Source organism: Erythrobacter sp. AP23 (assembly GCF_001542855.1).
Taxonomy (GTDB): Bacteria; Pseudomonadota; Alphaproteobacteria; order Sphingomonadales; family Sphingomonadaceae; genus Qipengyuania.
On record NZ_LNBY01000016.1, the window covers coordinates 120,458 to 140,695 of the forward strand.

Genomic DNA, 20,238 nt, shown 5'->3' on the forward strand with positions numbered 1-20,238 from the left:
CACATTTGGAGATATTCGACCAGTTCCGCGGGCTTGCCGGCATTGCCTTGCTGGTATTGCTCGCGTGGGGATTGTCGGAGAACCGCGCCGGGCGTCCGTCCCTGGGCTGGATCGCAGGCGCGCTTGCGCTGCAGGCTTTCCTCGCGCTCCTGATCGTGCGGGTGCCGATCGTCTGGGATGCCGTGACCTTGGCAAACGATGCGGTTGCCGCGATCGAGCGCGCGACGCTCGACGGCTCGTCCTACATGTTCGGCTATCTCGGCGGCGCGCCGCTGCCATTCGAGCTGAAGGAAGGCACCGAGGCGCCGGTCGTCATCGCCTTCCAGATCCTGCCGCTGGTGATCGTCTTCTCCGCGCTTGCCGCGCTGCTGTGGCACTGGGGCGTGCTGCGCTGGCTGGTGAACGGCCTATCCTACCTGCTGCGCCGCACGCTCAAGGTCAGCGGTGTGGTCGGTCTGTCGGGCGGGGCGAACATGTTTCTCGGCGTGGTGGAAAGCCCGCTGGTCGTGCGCGCCTATTTCGCCAAGATGAGCCGCGCCGACCTGTTCCAGGTCATGGTGCTGGCGATGGCGACGATTAGCGGCGCGATCCTGATCCTCTATGCTACGACCCTGTCGCGGACCGTACCCGATGCGGTGGGGCATATGATCTCCGCCTCGCTCATCTCTTTGCCCGCCGCGCTGCTGGTGGCGAAACTGATGGTGCCGGGGGAAGGGGACGATGCCGACAGCGAAGAACCGACGCGCAACGAGGCCGGGCTGAAATACGAATCGAGCATCGATGCGATCATCAAGGGCACGATGGACGGCATGCAGCTGTTCCTCGCCGTGATCGCGGTGATCATCGTGGTCTTCGCACTGGTTTCGCTGACCGATCAGGTGCTTGCGCTGTTGCCGCTGGTCGATGGCGACCCGCTGACGCTGAAACGCCTGTTCGGCTGGGCTTTCGCGCCACTGATGTGGTTGATCGGCGTGCCCTGGGGCGAAGCGCAGGCGGCGGGCAGTCTGATGGGCACGAAGGCAATCCTCAACGAATATGTCGCCTATCTCGAGCTTGCGGCGCTGCCCGATGGCACTTTCGCGCCGCGCAGTTTGCTGATCGTGACCTATGTCCTGTGCGGCGTCGCGAATCTCGCCAGTATCGGCTTGCTCGTCTCGACCATCGGGACGCTGTGCCCCGAACGGCGCGGGGAAGTCGCCGGGCTCGGCATCCGCAGCTGGATTGCGGGCAATATGGCCACGGCGATGACCGGTGCGTGGATCGGCCTGATAAGCTGGGGCTGATACGAGGATGTTCGACGCCAAGCTCCGCCCGCTGATCGACCCGCCGCTCAACCGGGTCGGCCTTGCGCTGGCGAAAGCGGGAGTGTCGGCCAATCTGCTGACCTTCACCGGGCTGGCGCTGGGATTGGGCGGTGCGCTCGCCATCGCTTTCGGACAGCATGGCATCGGGCTGCTGCTTATTATCGCCAACCGCTTGCTCGACGGGCTCGACGGGGCGGTCGCCCGCGCCAATGGGCCGACATCGCTGGGCGGCTATTTCGATATCGTCGCGGATTTTGCCTTCTACGTTTCGATCCCGCTGGCATTCGGCATTTTCGATCCGGCGAATACCCAGGCCGCGCTGGTATTGGTCGCGAGCTTTGTGCTCACCGGAGTCAGCTTCCTTGCCTTCGCCGTGATCGCCGCAGAACGCGGCGAGGAAACCGCGGCGCATGGGAAGAAGAGCTTCTTCTATTCCACCGGGCTGGCGGAAGGCGGCGAGACGATCGCCGTGTTCCTTGTCTTCACCCTGTTTCCCGGCTGGTTCGTGCCGATCGCCTATGGCTATGCCGCGCTATGCGTGCTGACCGTATTCCAGCGCAGCGCGATGGCGATCGCGCAGTTCAAGGATTGAGCCGCGCGGCAACGGCCTCGCGCAATTCCGCAATCCGCGCCGCATTTGCGCCGAGATCGCTGACGCCGACGCGCGAGACCGAGCGGAAATCGATCTGCCCATCGGCAATGCGGGCCACGACATCGTCCTTGAAGCCGAACCAGAAGGTTTCGGCAACGCCTTCGACCCGGCTGTTCGCCATGTCCGAAGTGACGTCGTCGAAGCCCATTTCCATCATCGCTGCGGCCACGGCAACCATGGCCTCGTCCTCGCTCGCCGAACCGATCGGCAGGGGAGCGAGGTCGGGATAAGCCTCAGCGATCACTTGGGCATGCGACTGATCGGCGAGCGGCGCCTCGCTATTCGCCCACATCTCCAGTTCGCCCAGGGGGATGCGGTAGTCGTTGAGGGGATTGGCCCCGCCGGCAGCACGCGCGTCGAGCGTCACCTGCGAGAATGCAGGTGGGTTCTCGACATCGGTAGAAACATCGTGGATCGGCGGAATCTCCGCCGCCTGCCCACGAACATAGGCCAAGCCGCCGAAGATGCCGAGCGGGACCAGCAGCGCGATCAGCGAGAGCAGCCAGCCGGTCCTCGGCTTGCGGATGAGCACGACGATCAGCGAGATCAGCGCGATGAGGGCGACCGCGCCCAGGAGGATCGGCCCCGTTCTGATCGTCAGCGTGCCGAGGCCCGTCTGCCAGCTCCACAGCCCGAACTTCGTGCCGAGTGCCGCTACCGCGAAATACACCGGGAGCAGCAGGGCGAGGGCAAGGGCGAGGCGGCTGTGCCAGGGTGAGCTTTTCATGCCCGTCTTGTAGCGCGGCGCCTGCGGACTGCAACCGCGCGACGATGGCGTAATGGTGTCGACGCTACTCCTTGGCAGACAACAGCAGATAGCCCCAGGCCGGCAAGGTGATTGGTTCTCCTTCGTTCACGGTGACCGGGCGATCGTCGGGAAAGGCGGAATAGCTGCCGTCCGCCAGCGCGCTGGTCGGCGTGACGGTGACTGCCTCGCCGCTGAAATTGAACAGGCCCACGACCTTGTTGCCTTCGTCCCGGCGCGCCCAGGCGAAGACCTGCTCGGGCCGGTCGGTTTCAAGCTTGTGCATGCGCGCGCCCCACTGACCGTTGGCCAGCACCGGATTGGCCTTGCGGAAGTCGATCAGCGCTTCGAGCAGCTCGCCATAGGTGCAGTCCTCGCCCTGGCTCCAGTCGATCGGATCGCGCTCGAAGAATTCGAGCCGCTTGGCGTTGCAGGCCTCCATCCCGTTGTGGATCAGCGGCAGGCCTTCGCCGGTAAAGGAAAGCACGGTCATCGCTTCGAGTGCGGGACCGTAATTCTCCTCCATCGTGCCTTCCCACGCATTGGAATCGTGGTTCTCGATATAGGTCATGCGCATGGCACTGCGCGGCCACAGGCTCTCGTTCTCGGCATAATAGCCATAGAAGCTGGTGGCATTGCCCCTGCCCTGCGCGACATTTTTGGAGGTGTTGTGCCAGTCCCATGCATAGGTCGCGTCGAAGGCGGCGTGGTGGAAGGCGGTCTCCTGCACTTCGCCGAGCATGAAGACCGGCCTGATCGCTTCCAGCCGCGCGCGCGCGGTTTCCCAGAAATCGAGCGGGACATAACCTGCGACATCGGCGCGATAGCCGTCGACGCCGAATTCGCGCACCCAATATTCCATTGCTCCGCCCACATGCTCGCGAACGCCGGGCTTGGACCAGTCGAGGTCGATGATATCCGACCAGTCCCACCACGGGGTCGGGCGGAAATCGCCTTTCCAGTCCTTTTCGTACCAATCGGGATGCTGCGCCGCGAGGTCGTTGTCCCAGGCGGTGTGGTTGGCGACGAGGTCGAGGATGACCTTGAAGCCCTGGGCATGGGCGGCATCGACGAAGGCGCGGAAATCCTCTTCGGTACCGAATTCGGGATTCACCGCGTAATAGTCTCGCACGGCATAGGGGCTGCCGAGCGTCCCTTTGCGCTTCTCCTCGCCGATCGGGTGGATCGGCATCAGCCAGAGGATGTCGACACCCAGCTCCTTCAGCCGTGGGAGCTGCTCCTGCGCCGCCGCGAAAGTGCCCTCGGGCGTGAAGTGGCGCGTGTTGATCTGGTAGAGCACCGCATCTTTCGACCATTCGGGATGGGTGATCGTGACCTTGTCCCGCGCCTCCCAAGCGGTCGTTTCCGGTTCGTCGGCGCCCCCCGACATCGCGTAGGCGGTACCCGCCACGAGGGTGATCGCGGCTGTGGCGGCGAAGAGTTTACGCATGGTGTGTCTCCTGAGGGATGGCGGCCTTGACCCGCTGCATGGCAAGCGCGGCGATCAGCCAGCTCGCGGCGGCGAACAGCATGGTCCAGATCGGCTCGCCCGGGAAAAAGGCTTGCATGATGCTGCCCATCACCGTCGCGACCAGCAGCTGCGGCACCACGATGAAGACGTTGAACAGGCCCATGAAAATGCCAAGCTTGGCCTGCGGCAGATTGCTCGCCAGGATGGCGTAGGGCATGGCGAGAATACTCGCCCATGCGATGCCGATCCCGACCTCGGCCAGCAGGAGCGTGGTGGCATCGCGGACGAGGAAGAACATCAGAAAGCCGATTGCGCCCAGCGTCAGGCAGATCGAATGGGTCATTACCTTCCCGACCTTGCGGCTGAGCCACGGCAAGAGTGCGAGAGCGGCGATCGCAGCGACACCATTGTAGACCGTGAACAGGACGGTGACCCAGTTCGCGCCTTCGTTATAGGCGACGCTTGCCGTGTCGGTGCTGCCGAAAACGTATTGCGTGACCACGGGTGTGGTGTTGATCCACATGATGAACAGCGCCGACCAGCTGAAGAACTGGACCAGCGCGAGGCGTTTCATAACCTCGGGCATACCCGAGAAATCGCCGACGATGCTGGAGAGCATGTTCGTCGTGCGGCCCTTCTTGGCGAGCGAAATGCCGATCGCGCTGAGGACTCCGTAGGCGGCGAGCAGCGCGCCGAGCAGGAAGACCTCCTTTTCCAGCCCGAGGCTATCGACCGAGATGACCACGATCAGCCCGGCGAGCATCCACAATGCGCTGCCGAGATAGCTCTTGCTGGCCAGCGCGCGGACCGGCTGGGCGGGAGCGGTCTCTTCCCCTGCGGCGAATGCGGCCTGCTCTTCGGGGCTGTATTCCTTGGTGGTGACGATGGTCCACATGACGGCGGTGAACAGCGCGATTCCGCCGGCCCAGAAGCTCCACTTCACCGTGTCCGGAATACCGCCATCCGCCGCAACATTGCTGACGCCCATCTGTTCGAGAAACCAGGGGAAGATCGAGCCGACCACCGCCCCCGCGCCGATGAAGGCGGTCTGCACCGCATAGCCCGCGGCGTGCTGGTCCGCCCCCAACATGTCGCCAACGAAGGCGCGAAAAGGCTCCATCGAGATATTGAGCGAGGCATCGAGCAGCCACAACATTGCCGCGGCGAACAGCAATGGCGCGCCGAACGCCGGGCTCAGCGGCATCAGGAACAGCGCGATCGCCGAAAGGATCGCGCCGGTCAGGAAGTAGGGACGGCGGCGACCGAGGCGGTTCCAGGTCTTGTCCGAAAGATGGCCGATGATCGGCTGGACCAGCAGGCCCGTCAGCGGTGCGGCGACCCACAATGCCGGCAGATCGTCGATGCTCGAACCCAGTGTCTGGAAGACGCGGCTCATATTGGCATTCTGCAGCGCAAAGCCGATCTGGATGCCGAAAAAGCCGAAGCTGATGTTCCACAGCCCGGCAAAGCTCTGGCGCGGTTTGTGCCGCAGCGCCTGTTCCATGCGAAGTCCCTCGTCCCTTTGTCCGGCGGATCTTTGGGCCCGCCTGGAATTTCAGTGGAAGACGCTTGCACGGCGCAGGTCCGGCGCCAAGTGCGTATACGAATACGCTGTCCGTTCAGGCGGGACCGCTGCTGCCGCGCACGACCAGCTTTCCGGGCAGCTTGCGGGGCGGCAGGTCGCGGCCCTCGATCTGCGCCAACAGTGTTTCGACCAGCGCCTGCCCGGCTCCGCGAATGTCCTGCATCACCGTGGTCAGCGGCGGGGTAGTGAGGCTGGCTGTGGGGATGTCGTCGAAACCGACCACCGCCACATCGCTCGGAACGGAGCGGCCCGCTTCCGAAAGTGCGCGCATCGCGCCGATGGCGATCAGGTCGCTGGCTGCGAAGATGGCGTCGAAGCGAGCGCCGCTGCCGATCAGGGCCCGCGCTGCGGTATGCCCCTCTTCCTCGGTCGATAGCGCATCGAACTGCAGTGCTGCATCGGGATCGATCCCGGCATCGCGCTGCGCCTCGACGAGACCGCGATAGCGGCCGGCGAATTCGGGATAATGATCGTCCGCATGGCCGAGAAAGGCGATCCGCTTGCGCCCGCGCTCGATCAGGTGCTGGCCAGCAAGCTTGCCGGCTGCCACATTGTCGGTGCCGACCGTCACTCCGCTGAGGTCGCTCGAGACCGAGCCCCATCGCGCGAAATGCGTACCCTGGCGGGCCAGCTGTTCCATCCGCTCGCGGTATTTCGTGTAATCGCCATAGCCCAGCAGGATGAGCCCGTCGGCGCGATGGCTGTCCTGGTACTGGACATGCCAGTCGTCCTCCATGCGTTGGAACGAGATCAGCAGGTCGAGGCCGCGGTCGGCGCAGGCGCGGGTAATCGAGCCGAGCATGGCGAGGAAGAAGGGGTTAATCATGCTCTCGTCGGGTGTGGGATCTTCGAAGAAAAGCAGTGCGATCGTGTTCGAGCGCTGGCTGCGCAGCGAAGAGGCGTTCTTGTCGACGGTGTAGTTGAGGTCGCGGGCTATCGCTTCGATCTTCGCACGAGTCTTGGCGCTCACCGATTTGTCGCCGCGCAGCGCGCGGCTGACAGTGGGCTGCGAAACCCCCGCTTCATAGGCAATGTCGAAACTGGTCGGCCGACCTGTCGGCTTGCGACCCATCGCTCTCTCCCCGACCGATAAGGAACTGGTTCCGGAGCAGGACTTTAGCAGCCCTCTTCCGTCACGCAACGCATCGGCTTTTGTTTTGGCGGGCGATGCGGTTATGCGGTCACACCATGACCACCCCCCTCGCCTTGTCGTCCTCTGCCACACTGCAACGGGACCAATTTGGCATCGAACGGCAGACCATGGTGACAGTCGACAACGCGCTGCCCGATCCGGACCTGGTGATCGAGATCGCGTCGCGGCACAATTTTGGAAGGCACGGCCCGTTCTATCCCGGGCTTCGCGCGCCGGTCTCCGCAGCGGTCTCCATGCCGCTCGTGGAACCGCTGCTTGGTCGGCTGGTACAGGATTTCGATCTTCCGCGCCGGCCTAGCTATCTCGAATGCTATCTCAGCATAGTCACCCATGCCCCCGGTGATCTGACACCGATCCAGCGCCTGCCGCATTTCGACGGTGTCGAGCCCGAACGGCTCGCAGTTCTGCTCTATCTCGACCGGCGCGAAGAGGGAGGAACCGCGTTCTATCGCCAACGCGCAACGGGCTTCGAAAGCGTCGATGCGAATCGCTTGGAGACCTATCGACAGTCGCTGGGATCCGAAGTCGAGAGAGTCGGCCTGCCTGGAGCAGAATACATCGCGGGGGATACCGATCTGTTCGAACGAATTCACGCCGCCCGCGGCCGGTTCAATTCGATGGTCGTCTATCGCGGCAACACGTTGCATTGCGCCGATCTGCCGGCCGATTTCCATCCCGAGAGCGATCCACGCAAAGGTCGATTGACGCTCAATCTCTTCCTCGCCTGAAGCGCACCGTCGCTGTGACATTTCGGCGACGGCAACGTGGGCGGCGGGCAATGCGTATACGTATGCCATCTTCCGGATCGCCGCATCCCACGCGTATCCCGACCGTGAATGGGACGGTCAGAAGCCGCCCGTCGGGATGGATTTCGGGTGCGGACCATCAAGAATAGCCGCACCAACAGGGAGAGCAGACATGGCATTTCGCAAGCAGCTTTTTGGCGGCATCAGCACAGGCGCCGTTTCCATTGCCCTGGCAGCGCTGGCCACGCCGGCTATCGCGCAGGAAGCCTCGATCGAGCCGGGCGAAGAGGATGTCACGGAAACCGATGAAGGCAACGTCATCATCGTCGAAGGCTATCGCCAATCGCTTGAAACGGCAGTCGGCCTGAAGCGCAATGCGCCCGTCATCGCCGAGGCCTTCAGCGCCGAAGATATCGGCAAGCTCCCGGACGTGTCGATCGCGGAAACGCTGGGGCGCCTTCCCGGGCTTGCGGTCCAGCGTGTCGACGGTCGCGCGCAGAGCCTTTCGGTTCGCGGCCTCGGGCCCGATTATTCGAACTCTCTCCTCAATGGTCGCCAGCTCGTATCGTCGGGCGACAATCGCGCGGTCGAATACGACCAGTACCCGGCCGAATTGATCGATCAGGGCGTCATCTACAAGGTGCCATACGCCGGCCTTATCGGTCAGGGGCTTGCCGGTACGGTCGACCTGCGCACCATCCGTCCGCTCTCGAAGGGCGAGCGGATCGTCTCGGTCGGCGGCCGGCTGGAGTTCAACGAGGACGGGTCGCTCAATCCCGATATCGATGGCTGGGGCTATCGCGCCACCGGCACCTATGTCGACCAGTTCGCCGACGACACCCTCGGTGTCGCACTGGGCGTCGCTTACCAGTCGAGCCCGAGCCAAGTAGAGAAGTTCAACGCTTGGGGTTATCCGAACGACTCGGGGCAGACTCTCCTCGGCGGCATGAAGCCCTTCGCCAAATCGGTCGATCTCGATCGCCTCGGCGTGTTCGGCACCGTCGAATGGCAGCCCAACGAAAACTGGAGCGGCACGCTCGACCTGTTCTACGCCGATTATCGCGAACGCATCGCGATGCGCGGCATGGAATTCCCGCTGAACCCCGGCTGGGGTTCGGGTGCGACGATCGACTCGACCAGCGGCGGTGACTTTCCGCAGAGTGTCACCTTCTCGAACGTTCAGCCGGTCGTGCGCAACGACTTCGATCGCAAGGACGTCGAGACCTTCGCTGCGGGTTACAACGCCAAGTATGAAGACGACGATTTCATCCTGAACGTCGACGTTGCCTATTCGCGTGCAGATCGGCGCCTGCAGCAGATCGAAAGCTACGCCGGGCTGAACTTCGGCGCCAGTGGTCCGAACCCCGGCGATGTCGTGACATACAATCGCAACACCGGCGGCTTCCCGTTCATCTTCACCAATCAGATCGATTATTCGGACACCAGCCTGATCCAGCTGACCGACCCGCGCGGCTGGGGTGGCGGCCGCGACATCGTGCAGGCCGGCTTCATCAACGACACGACTACCGACGACGAACTGTGGACCATTCGCGGCGAGGTCGTGGGCAAGGTCGAGGATCCCACCATCAAGGCGCTGGTCGCCGGCGTGAGCTTCGATCACCGGACCAAGTCGCGCGACATTGCGCAGAACTTCCTGAGCCTTGCGGGCAATGGAACGCCCTTCGTCTCGCAAGGCGCCACGCAGCGCGCACCGATCCCCTCGAGCGCGCTGTTGAATCCGATCGCAAGTCTCGGATTCCTCGGGTTCGGCCCGCAGGTCGCCTACGATCCATTCGCGCTGCTCAACGACGGGACCTATATCCTGACGAGCATCGAGAGTTCGGATCTGCCCTATCCAGGCGACTGGAGCGTGACGGAAGACGTCTACACCGGCTACCTGCGCATGGACCTCGATACCTTCGTCGGCTCGCTTCCGTTGACGGGTAACATCGGTGTGCAGGTCGTATTCACCGACCAGAACTCGCGCGGCTTCAATTCCAGCGGCGGCGTTGGTGCGCGAGCGGTTCCGGTCGAGGGCGGCGACGAATATGCTCATGTCCTGCCGAGCATGACGCTGAACCTCGAGCTTAATGCGGACATGAAGCTGCGTTTCGGTGCGGCACGCACGCTCGCGCGGCCCCGGATGGACCAGCTCAACGCCTCCTTCAATGCCGGCGTCTCGGATGTGATCGACGTTGCAACCGGATCGATCTTCGGCGGCGGCGGCGGCAATCCCGAACTGCGCCCCTATGTCGCAAACGGATTCGACGTCAGTTACGAATGGTACTTCGGTCGCGGCGCCTATCTGGCCGTCGCCGGCTATTACAAGTGGCTCGACGATTTCGTGAACGGCAATGCCGGGGTCGTCCGCGACTTCAGCTACCTGCGCCCGATCCTGTCGCCTCAGCAGCGTGCACTGGCCGACGCGACGACCTATCTCGGCGTTGTGACGGGCCCCGACAATGCGGCGGATGGCCATATCGCCGGGATCGAAGCCAGCCTCTCGGTTCCGTTCAGTGTCTTCACCGACGGATTCTTCAGCGGCTTCGGGTTCCAGACCAGCGCCAGCTACACCGACAGCAATCTGACGATCTACCCGCAGCAGGGCGATCCTTTCGAAACCGACGTACCTGGACTTTCCAAATGGGTGGTCAACTCGACCGTCTATTTCGAACGGAGCGGCTTCGAGGCGCGTGTAAGCCACCGTTACCGGACCGAGTTCCTTGCCGAATTTCCGGCCATCTCGGCCAGCAGGGCAACGCGCTTCGCCTATCCGGAATCGATTTTCGACGCGCAGATCGGTTACAGATTCCAGGACGGTAGTTCGCTCGAAGGCCTGTCGATTACCCTTCAGGCGCTCAATCTTACGAATGAGCCCTTCATCAACTATACCGACGATGACCGTACGCATATCATCGATTATGAAGAATATGGCCGTACCTACCTGATCGGGGCCTCCTACCGGTTCTGATCATGTTTTGACTTGCGGGGCGGCCACCTCCTCCCGGTCGCCCCGCCCCCTCTCCCAGTCGCGCTGCACGATGTACGGTGGAGCCGCGATGAAATACCAAGGGGATCAAGTCGACCATGTCGCAGCATACGTCCAATTCACTCAGGCCCATGCGCTTCGTCATAGCCGGCGGCGGCACCGCGGGATGGATGACGGCTGCTGCCCTGGCACGTTTCGCGCCGCCGGGTACGCAGATCACGCTGGTCGAAAGCGAAGCGATCGGCACGGTCGGTGTGGGCGAGGCGACGATCCCGCAGATCCACCTGTTCAACAATGCGCTCGGGATCGACGAGGCCGAATTCGTCCGTGAGACCAAGGCTTCGTTCAAGCTGGGCATCGAATTCGACGGCTGGCTGCGCGAGGGCGATGCATATATGCACGCGTTCGGAGCGGTCGGGCGCGGAGTCGGCCTGCTGCCCTTCCAGCACTATTGGCTGCGCGCGCGCCAGCTCGGCATGGCGAAACCGCTGATGCGCTATTCGCTGAACGAACTCGCCGCGCGCACGATGCGCATGCAGCGTGGCCGCCGAACGCCACAGGCACCCGAAATGCCTTACGCATATCATTTCGATGCGGGCCTCTACGCTGCCTATCTGCGCCGCCGGGCAGAAGCGAACGGCGTGGTCCGGCACGAAGGTCGGATCGAACGCGTCGAGCAACATCCCGAAAGCGGTGCGATATCCGCGCTCGCGCTCGACGGCGAACGCGTCGTCGAAGGCGACTTCTTCGTCGACTGCACCGGATTTCGCGCGCTCCTGATCGGCGATGCGCTCGATACCGGATACGAAGATTGGTCGCATTGGTTGCCTTGTGACCGGGCGATCGCTGTCCCGTGTTCCAACGGCGGCGATTTCACGCCCTATACGAAGTCGATCGCTCGCAAGGCCGGGTGGCAGTGGCGTATTCCGCTGCAGCATCGCATCGGCAACGGAATGGTCTATTCGAGCGCGCACTGGAGCGAGGAAGAGGCTGTCGAAACGCTGCTCGCCAATCTCGATGGCGAACCTCAGGGCGATCCGCGCCCGCTCCGCTTCACCACTGGTAAGCGTCAGGCGACGTGGCACCGCAATTGCCTGGCGGTGGGGCTGGCCGCGGGGTTCATGGAGCCGTTGGAATCGACCAGCATCCATCTCATTCAGTCGACGATCAGCCGCTTTCTGGCCGTTCTTCCGTCAGACGAAATCGATCCCTCGATGGTCGATTGGTTCAATGCACAATGTGACTTCGAATGGAGCCGCATCCGCGACTTCCTGATCCTGCATTACACCGCGAACGCCCGCGAGGGGGAGCCATTTTGGGACGAGCTTCGCCAGATAGATCTGCCGCGATCGCTTCATGCCAAGCTCGACCAATGGCGGGCCACGGGATTCATCCACCGCGAGAATGAAGAACTGTTCACCGAAGTGGGCTGGTTTCAGGTGCTTGTCGGACAGGGTGTCGAGGCGCGCAGCTACAATCCGATTGCCGACGGCTTGCCCGGAAACGACCTGCAAATGCTGCTCGACGGTACTGAAGCCGCGCTGGTCGAAGAAGTGCGGCAGATGCCCCGACATCTCGATTTCGTCCACCAATTCGTGAACTCCCCCAGCGAGGAAGTGACAGCATGATCCGTTTTGCCCTCCCGCTGCTCGCACTCGCATGCGCGCCGGCCGCACATGCGCAGGTTTCATCCGCAGAGCAGACTTTCCGCGACCGCGAACCCAGCGAGGAGATCGTCTATTTCGTCCTCCCCGACCGGTTTGAAAATGGCGATCCGACCAACGATACCGGTGACTTCACCGGAGATCGTTTGGCGACGGGCTATGATCCGACGGCCAAGGGCTTCTTCCATGGCGGAGATCTCAAGGGGCTGACGCAGCGGCTCGATTATCTCGAACGCCTCGGCGTTACCGCGATCTGGTTCGCACCGATCTTTCAGAACAAGCCGGTGCAGGGTCCAAAGGGTGACGAAAGCGCAGGCTACCACGGCTATTGGGTGACCGATTTCACCCGACCCGACAGCCATTTCGGGACGCGGGCGGAATTCAAGGCCTTCGTCGATGCGGCGCATTCCCGCGGGATGAAGGTCTATATGGACATCATCACCAACCACACCGCCGACGTGATCGGCTATGCCGATGGCGATGCAACGAATTACGAGTATCGCAGCAAAGGCGATTATCCATACTCGACCCGCGGTGGTCCGGACGGCGCGCCGATCAATCCCGGCTTCATGGGCGATGAAGATTCGAGCGAGGAGAATTTTGCCAAGCTCGTGGATCCGACTTACGCCTATATCCCCGAAGTGCCCGAAGCTGAACGCGAGGTAAAAGTCCCCGCATGGCTCAACGATCCGATTCACTATCACAATCGCGGCAACAGCAGCTTTACCGGCGAAGACAGCCGCTATGGCGATTTTTCCGGACTGGATGATCTGTTCACCCAGCATCCGCGCGTACGGGCAGGGATGATCGAGATATTCTCCGATTGGGTGCGCGACTTCGGCGTCGACGGGTTTCGAATCGATACCGCCCGCCACGTCGATCCCGGTTTCTGGCAGGAATTCGTGCCCGCACTGGAGAAGGTCGCCGCGGAAGAGGGGATCCCCAACTTCCACATGTTCGGCGAGGTCTACAAGGACATCCCGCAGAACGGGTACATCGCCGAATATACGCGGCGCGACAAACTTCCTGCGGTTCTCGACTTCGCGTTTCAGGCATCGATGCGCGAACTGCTGGGGCGCGACAAGGGCACGGTGGTCCTGGCGCACATGTTCGACGGCGACGTGCTTTACGAAGGCGGCGAGGAGGCTGCGCTGGGCCTGCCGACTTTCCTCGGCAACCACGACATGGGCCGCTTCTCGACGCTGATCAAATTGGACAAGCCCGACATCTCGCAGGAGGAACTGCTTCAGCGAGTCATGCTCGGCCATGCGATGATGCTGAGTCTGCGCGGCAGCCCGGTGATCTATTATGGCGACGAGCAGGGCTTCGTGGGGGACGGCAACGACCAGCTCGCGCGCGAGGATATGTTCCCCTCGCAGACCGCAGTCTACAACGACAACGACCTGATCGGCACCGATGCGACCACTGCCGAGAGCAATTTCGACGAGAGTCATCCACTTTTCCGCTTGATCTCCGAGTTTTCGGCGGTGCGTCGTGCGCACCCGGCGCTGACACGCGGCAAGCAGGTGGTGCGTCACTACGAACAGGAACCCGGCATCTTCGCCGTCAGCCGGTTCGATCCGGAAACGGGCGCCGAATACCTCGCGGTATTCAACACGACGGAGGCCGAGCGGAGCGCGAATGTCTTGGTCGGCTACGATGCCCGGGCGTTCGAAACGCTTGCCGGCGCCTGTCCCGCGACCGTCAGCGCCCCGGGCAGCGCCCCGGTTACGCTCCCCGCCTTCGGCTGGGCCGTCTGCCGCGTGTCGGAGGTATCGGAATGAACCGTGCCGATACTCTTGCAGACGCTAGCCCGGCGATTGCGGACAGACCCTGGTGGAAGGGTGCGGCGATTTACCAGATCTATCCGCGCAGCTTCCAGGATTCCAACGGCGACGGGATCGGTGACTTGCCTGGCATCACCCAGCGCCTGCCGCATGTCGCTTCGCTTGGCGTGGATGCGATCTGGATCTCGCCCTTCTTCAAGTCGCCCATGAAGGATTTCGGTTACGACGTTGCGGATTATTGCGACGTCGATCCGATCTTCGGTACGCTCGATGATTTCGATGCGCTGGTGGCGCGCGCGCACGAAATGGGCCTGAAGGTGCTCATCGACCAGGTCTATTCGCACACCTCGGACGAGCACCCCTGGTTTGCCGAAAGCCGCGCCGACAGAACCAATCGGAAAAGCGACTGGTATGTCTGGGCCGATGCCAAGCGCGATGGATCGCCGCCGAGCAACTGGCAATCGGTATTCGGGGGACCGGCATGGACCTGGGATGCGCGGCGTAGGCAGTATTACCTGCACAACTTCCTCAATTCGCAGCCGCAGCTCAACATGCACAAACCGGAAGTTCAGGAAGCGGTGTTGGGCGTGATGCGGTTCTGGCTTAATCGCGGTGTCGACGGCTTCCGTATCGATGCGCTCAATTTTGCAATGCACGATCCCGAATTGCGCGACAATCCGCCCGCGCCGGCGACAGACAGGCCGCGTACCCGGCCGTTCGATTTCCAGGTCAAGAAGCACAATATGTCGCATCCCGACATTCCGGCTTTCATCGAACGGATCCGCACGCTGACCGATGAATATGACGGCATCTTCACCGTCGCCGAAGTCGGAGGGGACGAGGCGGAGGCGGAGATGAAATCCTTCACGGCGGGTGAGGAGCATCTCAACTCGGCATACGGTTTCAATTTCCTCTATGCCGAGAAGCTGACCCCCGGTGCGATCTGCGCGGCGCTTGCCGAATGGCCCGACGAAGAGGGCGTTGGCTGGCCGAGCTGGGCTTTCGAAAACCACGATGCACCGCGCGCCACCAGTCGCTGGTGGTCCCCCGCCGATCGGGGGAAAGCCGCGCGTCTGAAGGTGACGCTGCTCGCTGCCTTGCGCGGCAATATCATCCTCTATTACGGCGAGGAGCTGGGACTGACGCAGGTCGATATCCCGTTCGAGCAGCTGCACGATCCGGAAGCCATCGCCAATTGGCCGCTGACGCTCAGCCGAGACGGTGCGCGCACGCCGATGCCGTGGGAAGCTTCCGCCGCGCATTGCGGCTTTACGGACGGCGAGCCCTGGCTGCCGGTCGGTGAAGAGAATGCATCGCGTTCGGTCGAGGCGCAGGAAGCCGACGACGAGTCGCTCTTGCACCATACGCGCGCCATGCTTGCCTTGCGGCGAGCCAATCCGGCACTGCATCACGGTGCGGTCGAACGGTGCGAAACCGTCGGCGATCTCTTCGTCATCGAGCGGCGGGCAGGCACCCAATCGATCCGCTGCCTGTTCAACTTCGGCTCTTTCGCAGTCGCGCCGCCGAGCGATCTATCGAGCGGAACCGTTCTCGCCTCGACCAACGGGGCAACCGCCGCCAGTCTTCCTCCCCTCAGCGCCATGGTGATCGAACTATGAGATTTGCTCCTGTACTAGCTGCCTTCGCAATGTGTCTCGGCGCTCCAGCGCTGGCGGAAGAAGTGGTCTCCTCTCCCGATGGCGCGATCAGCGTCACGGTCGACGTCAATGGCGAAGGCCGGCCCTTTTACCGGATCGACAAGGGCGACGAAGCGGTGTTCACCGAGAGCCGCCTCGGCTTCCTGCTGACCGATCAGGACAAGCTCGAGCGTCGCCTGACCGTGACCGGCGCGACACGCGCCAGCCATGACGAAACCTGGGAGCAGCCCTGGGGCGAGCAACGTTTCGTGCGCGACCATCACAACGAACTCACCGTTCGCTTCGAAGAGGACAGCGACGACAAGCGTCGCTTCGGCGTAACCTTTCGCGTCTTCGACGATGCGGTCGCGTTCCGTTATGTCTTCGACGACGCGAGCGTGGGCGAAACGCTGCGCATTGCCGAGGAACTGACCGAGTTCAATCTCGCGCAGAACGGCACCGCCTGGTGGATCCCGGGCGGCGAATGGAACCGGTACGAATATCTCTACGAGGAAACGCCGATCGACGCGGTCTCGCTGGCGCACACGCCGCTGACCTTCCGCATGGAAAACGGCACGCATGTCGCGATCCACGAGGCAGCGCTGGTCGATTTCGCGGGCATGTGGGTCAAGCGCACCACCGGCACCAACTTCCGCGCGACCCTGGCGCCGACCGGGTCGAGCGCGGCGCGCGCGGTGCGCGACCTGCCGTTCGCAACGCCCTGGCGCACGATCCGCGTGAGCGACGATGCCGCGGGCCTCGCCGAAAGCCTGGTCGAACTCAATCTCAACGAACCGAACAAGCTTGGCGATGTCAGCTGGTTCGAACCGCACAAATATGTCGGCGTGTGGTGGTCGCTCCACCTCGACGAGGAAAGCTGGGGCTCGGGCCCCAGGCACGGCGCAAATACCGCCAATGTGAAGCGCTATATCGACTTTGCCGCCGAGCACGGCTTCGAAGGCGTGCTGGTGGAGGGGTGGAACCTCGGCTGGGACGGCAACTGGTTCTTCAACGGTGCCGAATTCAGCTTCACCGAGAGCTATCCCGATTATGATTTCGAGGAACTGGCCCGCTATGCCGCCGAAAAGGGCGTGCCGATCGTCGGTCATCACGAAACCAGCGGCGATGTCGGCAATTACGAAAGCCAGCTCGAAGCGGGGCTCGACCTGATGGCGGCGCGCGGGGTGAAAACGATCAAGTCGGGTTACGTCACCGACGCCTGCAATCTTCGCTACGTGCATCCCGACGGACGCGAGACGCGCGAATGCACCGAGAGCCAGGTGATGCAGCGCCACCACCTGAAAGTCGTGACCGAGGCGGCGAAGCGGGAAATCGCGATGAATCCGCACGAGCCGGTGAAGGATACGGGGCTGCGGCGTACCTATCCCAACTGGGTCAGTCGCGAAGGCGCGCGCGGCATGGAATTCAGCGCCTGGGGCGTGCCGCCCAACGGGCCGAATCACGTGCCGACCATGGTCTTTACCCGAATGCTGTCGGGCCCGATGGACTACACGCCCGGCATCGTGAGCCTCGAGGGGCGCGGGCAGCCCCTGCAGATGACGATGTCGCGGGCACTGGCCGAATATGTGCTGATCTATTCGCCGATCCAGATGGTTGCCGATCTGCCCGAACACTATGCCGAGCACCCCGAACCGTTCCAGTTTATCAAGGACGTTCCTGCCGACTGGGAGGAGAGCCATGTCCTCGAGGCCGAGGTGGGCGACTATGTCGTCACCGCGCGCAAGGACCGAAACAGCGAGGAGTGGTATCTTGGCGGCGGCACCGATGCCGATGCGCGCGACGTATCGCTGGCACTCGATTTCCTCGATAAGGGCCAGACCTATCGCGCGGAAATTTACCGCGATGCCGACACTTCGCATTTCGAAGGGCCGACGCGGTTCGATATCGCTATCGAACAAATCGAGGTGACGGCCGCGGACAGCCTCGACCTGCGCATGGCCGCCGGTGGCGGCTTTGCGATCCGGCTGATACCCACCGGAGGGTGAGCGAGACTCAACCACCCCGCGTCGTTGTACTGGGCGGCGGCAGCGCAGGCTGGATCACGGCCTGTCTGCTGCACCACCGGTGGCACGCGCGTGGCGGCGAGGTGACCGTTGTCGAGAGCCCCGAGATCGGGATCATCGGCGTGGGCGAGGGCTCCACCCCGCAGCTCAAGGCCCTTTTCGACCATCTCGGCATCGAAGAAGCCGAGTGGATGGCGGCCTGCGATGCGACCTACAAGCTCGGCATTCGCTTTTCGGGCTGGAGCGAGAGAGAAGGGCACGCAAGCTATTTCCATCCCTTCCCCGGGCCGGTCGATCTGCACACCGAACCGCGCTTCCTGCACAATTGCGCGCTGCGACGCCGCGGTTTCGACGTGCCGGCCCACCCCGACGACTGGTTCCTTGCCGAGGTGCTGGCCGAGCAGCGCAGAACACCGCACCCGCAGGACAGTTTCCCCTTCGCCCCCAGCTATGGATATCACTTCGACGCGCACAAGCTGGGCGCCTTCCTGCGAGAGTGGGCTATAGCGCGGGGCGTGGTCCACAAGTCGCTCAAGGTAACCGAGGTCGAACTCGGGTCCGCAGGCGATGTCGCCGCGCTGCTGTGCGAAGGTGGGGAGCGGATCGACGGCGATGTCTTCGTCGATTGCTCGGGATTTCGCTCCCTCATCGCGCAGCAAAAACTCGGCGCGAAGTTCCTTCCCTTTGCCGAGAACCTGTTCAACGACCGCGCGGTGGTGATGCCCACGCCGCATCGCGAAGCCTTCAAGCCACAGACCGACAGCATCGCGATGCGCGCGGGTTGGCGCTGGTCGATCCCGCTGACCACGCGGGTCGGCAATGGTTATGTCTATTCTTCGAAATATGTCTCCGACGAGGAGGCCGAAGCCGAGCTGCGGCAGGCGATCGGGATGGAGCACGAAGGCGATGTGCGCGTGTTGCAAATGCGCGTCGGCCGGGTCGAGGATAGCTGGACGAGGAACTGCCTCGCGGCGGGCTTGGCGCAAGGGTTTATCGAACCGCTCGAGGCGACCGCGCTGCATATCGTCATCGCCACCGCACTCGATTTTGCCGAGGCCTATGAAAAGGGCGGGTTCGGCCCCGCGCATCGCGACACCTTCAACCGGAGCATCGCGGCCAAATACGAAGGCATTCGCGACTATATCGTCGCGCACTACCGGCTGAACCAGCGCAGCGACACGCAATATTGGCGCGACAATGCAACCAATCATGCGTTATCCGATAATCTCAAGGGCTTGATGACCGCCTGGTTCACGCATGAGGACTTGCGCGAGATCAACTTGCGTCAGCACGATGGAAATCCGCACTATGCGAACATGAGCTGGCATGCGCTGTTCGCGGGCTATGGCACCTTCCCCCCGCAGGCGAAGATGGTGCCGCTGCCTGCGGGTCTTGCGGGCGCCGACAGGGCGAAAACCCGCGCGATGCTCGCCGCCTGCGCCAGCAATTTTGCCGACTACAAGCTTTAGCCGCCGGTGACGCTCATATGGCGGGCGAGCGCTGGCTCATTCCGTTCGATGTCGAAATCGTGTCGCGCCGGCTTGCCCGCCAGCAGCCTGTCGAGAGCGTCGTCCAACGCCTCAGGCCCGCCCGTCCTGATTATGTCGCGCAATTCGACCTTCTGGTCATGTCCAAGACAGCCATAGACCGTCCCCGTTGCGGCGATGCGAATGCGATTGCATGCGGCGCAGAAATTGTCGCTCAGCGGAGTAATCATCCCCAGCCGGGTGCCGGTCTCGGCGACATCGAAGTAGCGCGCCGGGCCGGCGGTGCGGTGGAGGGATGGAAGCAGCGTGAATGTCTGCTCGAGACTCCTGCGCACTTCGTCGAGCGGCAGGTGCGCTTGCCGCCGGTCGACCGCTACATCGCCGAGCGGCATTGCCTCGATGAGCGCAAGGTCGTAGCCTCGCTCGCCGCACCATGCGAGCAGGTCGCCAAGCTCGTCATCGTTGACACCGCGCATCGCGACGGCGTTGACACGGATCGCCAGCCCTGCGGAGCGTGCCGCCTCTATGCCCTGCATCACCTGCTCAAACGCATCGCGCCGCGTGAGCCGGGCGAAGCGGGCCGGGTCGAGCGTATCGAGACTGACGTTGACCCGCCGCACGCCCGCGGCGAACAGCTGCTCTGCCATGTCGGGCAGGCGCGTTCCGTTGGTGGTAAGCGTCACCTCCTCGAGACCGTGACCAAGCATTGCGCCCAGCTTCTCGACCAGCTCGACAATACCCTTGCGCACCAGCGGTTCGCCGCCGGTCAACCGGATCCGCTTCACGCCGCGCCCGACGAGGTGTCTGGCGAGTGTCTCGATTTCCTCGAATGTCAGGAGATCGCGGCGCGGGAGGAATTCCATCTCCTCGGCCATACAATAGGTACAGCGCAGATTGCAGCGGTCGGTGACCGAGAGGCGAATGTAATCGATACGGCGGCCATGTGCATCGCGCATGGATTCGATCTACACGCAGTTGGGCGTTCGCCAAACCG

The 20,238-nt window shown here is 63.0% G+C and carries 14 protein-coding genes; 9 read left to right on the top strand and 5 right to left on the bottom strand.

What is annotated here, in order from left to right; genetic code table 11:
* Positions 1 to 5 precede the first annotated feature (5 nt).
* Complete coding sequence (locus ASS64_RS09730; protein ID WP_067693469.1) at positions 6 to 1,283, top strand: NupC/NupG family nucleoside CNT transporter; 1,278 nt, start codon at positions 6 to 8, stop codon at positions 1,281 to 1,283.
* A 7-nt stretch (positions 1,284 to 1,290) separates the two neighbouring features.
* On the top strand, positions 1,291 to 1,896 hold the full coding sequence (locus tag ASS64_RS09735; RefSeq protein WP_067693473.1) for a CDP-alcohol phosphatidyltransferase family protein: 606 nt from the start codon (positions 1,291 to 1,293) through the stop codon (positions 1,894 to 1,896).
* Here ASS64_RS09735 and ASS64_RS09740 read toward each other — a convergent pair.
* From ASS64_RS09740 to ASS64_RS09755, 4 genes are all read right to left on the bottom strand, one after another.
* Positions 1,886 to 2,683, bottom strand: coding sequence for a DUF1499 domain-containing protein (locus ASS64_RS09740; protein ID WP_067693476.1), 798 nt, complete (start codon positions 2,681 to 2,683; stop codon positions 1,886 to 1,888). The genes ASS64_RS09735 and ASS64_RS09740 overlap by 11 nt on opposite strands.
* Before the next feature lie 64 nt (positions 2,684 to 2,747).
* The gene (locus ASS64_RS09745; protein WP_067693479.1) at positions 2,748 to 4,151 is read right to left on the bottom strand and encodes an alpha-amylase family glycosyl hydrolase; all 1,404 of its coding nucleotides are present in this window, start codon (positions 4,149 to 4,151) and stop codon (positions 2,748 to 2,750) included.
* Positions 4,144 to 5,676 carry an MFS transporter gene (locus ASS64_RS09750; RefSeq protein WP_067693482.1) on the bottom strand — a complete coding sequence of 511 codons (1,533 nt, stop codon included), beginning with the start codon at positions 5,674 to 5,676 and terminating at the stop codon, positions 4,144 to 4,146. Before ASS64_RS09750 ends, ASS64_RS09745 begins: the two co-directional genes overlap by 8 nt.
* A 115-nt stretch (positions 5,677 to 5,791) precedes the next feature.
* Positions 5,792 to 6,829 (bottom strand): LacI family DNA-binding transcriptional regulator, encoded by a 1,038-nt coding sequence (locus tag ASS64_RS09755; RefSeq protein ID WP_067693485.1) that lies wholly within the window; start codon positions 6,827 to 6,829, stop codon positions 5,792 to 5,794.
* A 116-nt stretch (positions 6,830 to 6,945) separates the two neighbouring features.
* Between ASS64_RS09755 and ASS64_RS09760 the strand changes: the two genes are divergently transcribed.
* The 7 genes from ASS64_RS09760 to ASS64_RS09790 all read left to right on the top strand — a co-directional run bounded on the left by ASS64_RS09760 (position 6,946) and on the right by ASS64_RS09790 (position 19,226).
* A complete protein-coding gene (locus ASS64_RS09760; RefSeq protein WP_234002372.1) occupies positions 6,946 to 7,638 on the top strand; it encodes a DUF6445 family protein in 693 nt (230 codons plus the stop codon).
* Between the two features lie 190 nt (positions 7,639 to 7,828).
* Positions 7,829 to 10,627, top strand: a complete 2,799-nt coding sequence (locus ASS64_RS09765; protein WP_067693488.1) for a TonB-dependent receptor — start codon at positions 7,829 to 7,831, stop codon at positions 10,625 to 10,627.
* A 116-nt stretch (positions 10,628 to 10,743) separates the two neighbouring features.
* A complete protein-coding gene (locus tag ASS64_RS09770; protein WP_234002373.1) occupies positions 10,744 to 12,273 on the top strand; it encodes a tryptophan halogenase family protein in 1,530 nt (509 codons plus the stop codon).
* Positions 12,270 to 14,093 (top strand): alpha-amylase family glycosyl hydrolase, encoded by a 1,824-nt coding sequence (locus ASS64_RS09775; protein ID WP_067693495.1) that lies wholly within the window; start codon positions 12,270 to 12,272, stop codon positions 14,091 to 14,093. The genes ASS64_RS09770 and ASS64_RS09775 overlap by 4 nt, the downstream gene beginning before the upstream one ends.
* Positions 14,090 to 15,715 carry an alpha-amylase family glycosyl hydrolase gene (locus ASS64_RS09780; protein WP_067693498.1) on the top strand — a complete coding sequence of 542 codons (1,626 nt, stop codon included), beginning with the start codon at positions 14,090 to 14,092 and terminating at the stop codon, positions 15,713 to 15,715. The genes ASS64_RS09775 and ASS64_RS09780 overlap by 4 nt, the downstream gene beginning before the upstream one ends.
* Positions 15,712 to 17,739, top strand: coding sequence for a glycoside hydrolase family 97 protein (locus tag ASS64_RS09785; RefSeq protein ID WP_067693500.1), 2,028 nt, complete (start codon positions 15,712 to 15,714; stop codon positions 17,737 to 17,739). Before ASS64_RS09780 ends, ASS64_RS09785 begins: the two co-directional genes overlap by 4 nt.
* Positions 17,736 to 19,226, top strand: coding sequence for a tryptophan halogenase family protein (locus ASS64_RS09790; RefSeq protein ID WP_067693502.1), 1,491 nt, complete (start codon positions 17,736 to 17,738; stop codon positions 19,224 to 19,226). Before ASS64_RS09785 ends, ASS64_RS09790 begins: the two co-directional genes overlap by 4 nt.
* Here ASS64_RS09790 and moaA read toward each other — a convergent pair.
* Complete coding sequence (gene moaA / locus ASS64_RS09795) at positions 19,223 to 20,200, bottom strand: GTP 3',8-cyclase MoaA (RefSeq protein WP_067693505.1); 978 nt, start codon at positions 20,198 to 20,200, stop codon at positions 19,223 to 19,225. The genes ASS64_RS09790 and moaA overlap by 4 nt on opposite strands.
* Between the last annotated feature and the right edge of the window lie 38 nt (positions 20,201 to 20,238).